Origin of the sequence: Ferruginibacter sp. (genome assembly GCF_014377975.1) — a bacterium.
In the GTDB taxonomy this organism is placed as follows: domain Bacteria; phylum Bacteroidota; class Bacteroidia; order Chitinophagales; family Chitinophagaceae; genus Ferruginibacter.
Genome location: NZ_JACMOO010000061.1, coordinates 1 through 4,428 on the forward strand (window position 1 = coordinate 1; position 4,428 = coordinate 4,428).

Consider the following 4,428-nt stretch of genomic DNA (forward strand, 5'->3'; position numbering starts at 1 on the left):
CAACCCCGTAGCAGCAATGCTGGACGGCCAATCCGGCGCTGTCTTATCTTTCACCAAACCATTGGCCGGATTAGTCTCGTGCAAAAAATAACCGAATGTTTCCCGCTGGAGTTTATCCAGTGTTTCAATATCATGATTGTTATGATTCATACCTGAACGCCTCGCTTCACCTGTTTGGATGTTTTATCTTTAAGATTCTTTTTTGCATCGTTCAGCATATTATTTATACACCAATTGCAATACCAGTTTGCAAAAAAGAATCAACAGGCCACCAAAATAGCCTTAAATTGATAGCCCGTAGATTGAGAAATTTTCAGGCTAAACAGTTTTGCATTCTGCCTCACATTTTTGACATTCTGCTTCACACTTTCTGCATTCTTCGGCGCATTTTTTACAAGACTCCATGTGTGAATGCTTTTCACATTCTTCGGCACATGCACGGCAGGCTTCGGCACATTGGTGAGCTGATTGTGCTAGATTACTATCCATACTTTTGCATGCTTCGGCACACTTGTTACATGCATCAGCACAAGCCAGGCATAGCTTTTCACATTCTTCCATACCTGGTTTTCCTTTGCAATCTGCTGCGCATGCGTTACATGCTTCTGCACATGCCACACAGGCATCAATACAGCTTTGGAAATTTTGATCACTCATTTTGTAAATTTTAAAGATGTCTTCAGTTCCGCTGTTGCCCGTCCTTTAGCTTCGCTGTTAACCGATAACGGTATTTAGTTCTCAGGTTTTGTTTATGTGCCCTCATTCATCATTTTTTATGGCATTCCACCAGTTTCAAACCAATAACTTATGCCATTAGGGCCTTTTCCAACGGGTATCGTACGGATTACTTTTTGAGTGGTTACATCTATTACAGAAACAGTATTATCTATACTATTGGTAACATAAACTCTTTGGCCATCATTGCTGACAACTACTCCGTGAGCTTTGTTTCCTACTGTAATGGTGCTGATCACTTTTGCATCTGATATGTCAATAACAAAAACCTTATTTGAAACCGGTCTGCCCATGAGTTCTCCCTGGTCGGCAACATAAAGTAGCTTGCTATCGGGTGTTGCATACATTTGGATAGGACCTTGTGCACCGGCTGGTAATGGTATTCTTCTTATTTCGCTGCTTTCCAAGTCATATCGAACAACCTCCTTTGTATCATACAGCGAGGTGAAAATAAATCTGTCGTCCTGTGTAACTGCTGTCTGCACTGCCACGCCGCCTAATGGCACGTCCGTTATCTTGCCATCCGCTAGATTAATAATTGACATGCTTTTTGCATCCATGTTGGCTACATATAATTTTCCATTAGCGTATCGCATTCCATGTGGTGAGTGCCCGGCCCCCAAATCAAATTTTCTCACCACCTGATACGTTGTTGCATCTACTTGTATAACCTGGTTACTTTCTTTAGCTGTTACAAAAACGTTTCTTGATTCTTGGTCTAAAACTACATGAGCCACATGCAGATCTTTACCCAATTGAACTCGGTTTTTTACGGTCCCTGTGTTCGAATCAATCACAACTAATTGATTCATTTCGGTGCTATCCATCGGAACGGCAGTTACCCATATTGATTTTCCGTCAGTGGCAACCTGTACATTATGCGCCATAAACATTTTACCCGATTCGCTTAAATCTATGCTAGTGTTTTTAAGGCTGTCCTGCAGATCAATAACTGAAATGCTGCCCCCTTCTTCATTGGCTACATAAACCTTTGCCGCTTCCATTGGGGATTGTTTTTTATTGTTATCGCAACTGCTTATGATCAGAACAGATAACAATAAGAAAATCAGAACCGGAAATGTTGATTTTAAACAGGAATGAATCATTTTTCTAATTTTAAACTGATGAACTAAATAATAAAATCATTTTAAGTCAATTTATATTGTAACATCATGCCATCATCTTCGTGTTCCAGATTATGACAATGAAAAACAAAGACTCCGGTTAATGTTGAAAATGGGATAATAATTTTTACTATTTCACCGGGCATCACTAAAACAGTATCCTTCCAGCCACTTTCGGAAGGAATAAGCTGTCCCCGGCCACCGCTTCTTTCCCATACCTGAAAATGCACACCATGCATATGCATGGGATGAGGTTCATCGCCCTGCGAATTATCAAATACCCATATTTCCGTGGTACTGGCAGCAACTGTTTCATCAATCCTGTTTTTATCATAGGTTTTTCCATTGATACGATGCATACCGGTCATATTCATACCGCCACCCATTTGCATGGCGTTTATATTAAAGTTTCTTGTTTTCGAAGATGATGAAGGAGAGACAGTACTAATAGAAGAAAGTGAAACCGGCACGGTAAAACTATCATTCACAGTTTGTGTTATCTTAAATTTCAGAATTTTGAATCCCTGTTTACCCTGTGCATTTCCAGCGTTATTGATCTCTTTGCTTTCTAAAAATACTTCCATACCTGCAGTCAGCCCGGCAAAGTTTACCAGCACATCTAAGCGCTCGCCCGGTGCTAGTAAAATATTCTTGACGGCGGAGGGGCTTTTTAATAAGCCCCCGTCATTTCCGATAATAATTAAATCAGCATTATTACTTAAAGCAAGATTATAGATCCGGGCGTTGGAACCATTTAACATCCGTACTCTGTAAAACCGTGTGGTTACTTCAGCAAAAGGAGATGCCTCTCCGTTTACAAGGATTGTTTCCCCCATAAAGCCAGACATGACTTCTCCCATTGAAGGGTTGTAGGTAATGCCCGATGATGACAGGCGTTTGTCCTGGATTACCAGTGGAATCTCATAAATCCCGGAAGGCAGATTTAAACCTGCTTCTTCTGTATCATTAATAATAAATAAGCCGGCCAGGCCCTGAAAAGCCTGCCTCGCAGTAGCTCTGTCCGGGTGCGGGTGATACCAGCTCAAAGCTGCCCGTTGATTAACGCTGAACTGATAATTAAAACTACTGCCGGGATTTACAACATCTTCCGGATGCCCATCCATAATCGCCGGTATTTTTAAACCATGCCAATGAATATTACTTTTTTCTGAAAGATTATTCTGAAAATTTATACTGGCATTTACGCCGCTATTAACGCGGATAGTAGGCCCCAATAAACCTTTAGACTGGTAACCCAAAACGGGAATATTGCTGCCATTAATATTTGCCGTTGTTGCCTGTGCAGTTAATGTTGTGTTACCTGTTACAGTGTTGGGAACAGGGAGTGGCCTGCTGAAATTCCCTTCCTTTACAGATACTGGCTGCCCTCCCATATTCATACCGTCTCCATTCATCATGTGGTTTTCGCCGCATGACTCTAAAAAACTGACGGCAGAAATACCTGACAATAAGCTGCCCGCTCCCAAGCCTGTATTTTTTATAAATTTTCTTCGTTTCATAATTATTTATTTTCTATTGATTGCATTGATTGCTGATGGGTTTATTTATCCAGTTTTTCATCCATTTCCTTAATTTCAGCTTTTTCCCGTTTAATATTATGGCGGATAAGGCTGAATAAACTCATATAGATATTGGCTATCCAAGCCAATGAAAATCCTGCAATTATATAACCATTCCAATCGTTTACCAGCAGTTTGTAACCCGTTAAAAAAAGAAATAAAATTGTTACGTAATGTTTAAAGCAATGCTCTCACGTAAACAGGTAAAAAAATTTTCTTACTCAAAAAGTTTTACGCCGCAGTTCGCTTAGCACAATATTCCTTTGGTTCGCGAAATACTTCTTCATGGGTAACAGTCCATGAAATGCAGGCAATGGGCATTGCTAATACAAAGAGCCAGAGAACCTGCATATAGATTATCATACAGTTTGATTTAGCTTTGCTTTGCTAAATCATTTTCAAGAATTTTTTTCTTCTCCTGATACTCTTCGGTTGTGATTTGTCCTGAAGCAAATCGTTTCTGCAAAATATCAAGAGGAGAATCTTTCTTCTTTCGTTGACCGGGAACATCATAAGGTGTTGCGAAAATCCAAAAAAGGAAGATAAGCCAAACGAACCACCATACCAGGTGCATTCCCCAAAAATCACTAGCGTAAAACATAATTTTAAATTATTAATGATTTGATTTTTATTAATTACAATTATATTCTCCTCCTGTAAAATATCCAGATCCTCTCTGCGGCAGGAAGAACAGAGACACGTAGGGAAATTTTTCTACTACAAAGCCTCAATTACCTTTTGTAACTTCGTTCTTATTTCAGTGGCAATATCCTGCAAATCTTTATTTTCTATAGCCTGCATGGAGGCTGCCGGATCGACTGCAGATACTTCTATCTGTCCCGGCACTTTTTCCTGAACAATGACATTACAAGGCAACATGGTTCCGATTTTATCTTCTGCCAGTAAGGCTTTGTAGGCAAATGGCGGATTGCATGCGCCCAGGATTTTATAATTATAGAAATCCACATCAAGCTTTTTCTTTAATGTAG

The 4,428-nt window shown here is 39.9% G+C and carries 5 protein-coding genes; all 5 read right to left on the reverse strand.

Annotation, left to right across the window (positions count from 1 at the left end):
• Positions 1 to 473: 473 nt before the first annotated feature.
• The gene (locus H7254_RS04130; protein ID WP_301931781.1) at positions 474 to 653 is read right to left on the reverse strand and encodes a hypothetical protein; all 180 of its coding nucleotides are present in this window, start codon (positions 651 to 653) and stop codon (positions 474 to 476) included.
• A gap of 120 nt (positions 654 to 773) precedes the next feature.
• The gene (locus H7254_RS04135) at positions 774 to 1,739 is read right to left on the reverse strand and encodes a hypothetical protein (protein ID WP_301931782.1); all 966 of its coding nucleotides are present in this window, start codon (positions 1,737 to 1,739) and stop codon (positions 774 to 776) included.
• 143 nt (positions 1,740 to 1,882) lie between these two features.
• Positions 1,883 to 3,379 (reverse strand): multicopper oxidase family protein, encoded by a 1,497-nt coding sequence (locus H7254_RS04140; protein WP_301931783.1) that lies wholly within the window; start codon positions 3,377 to 3,379, stop codon positions 1,883 to 1,885.
• 433 nt (positions 3,380 to 3,812) lie between these two features.
• Positions 3,813 to 4,040, reverse strand: coding sequence for an SHOCT domain-containing protein (locus H7254_RS04145; protein ID WP_301931784.1), 228 nt, complete (start codon positions 4,038 to 4,040; stop codon positions 3,813 to 3,815).
• A 116-nt stretch (positions 4,041 to 4,156) separates the two neighbouring features.
• Positions 4,157 to 4,428: DUF302 domain-containing protein (locus tag H7254_RS04150; protein WP_301931785.1), on the reverse strand; the 272-nt coding region annotated here is incomplete at its 5' end.

Coding starts and splice junctions, on each gene's coding strand:
- H7254_RS04135 (WP_301931782.1), bottom strand. CDS start 1,739: ATGGAAGCGGCAAAGGTTTATGTAGCCAATGAAGAAGGGGGCAGCATT.
- H7254_RS04140 (WP_301931783.1), bottom strand. CDS start 3,379: ATGAAACGAAGAAAATTTATAAAAAATACAGGCTTGGGAGCGGGCAGC.
- H7254_RS04145 (WP_301931784.1), bottom strand. CDS start 4,040: ATGTTTTACGCTAGTGATTTTTGGGGAATGCACCTGGTATGGTGGTTC.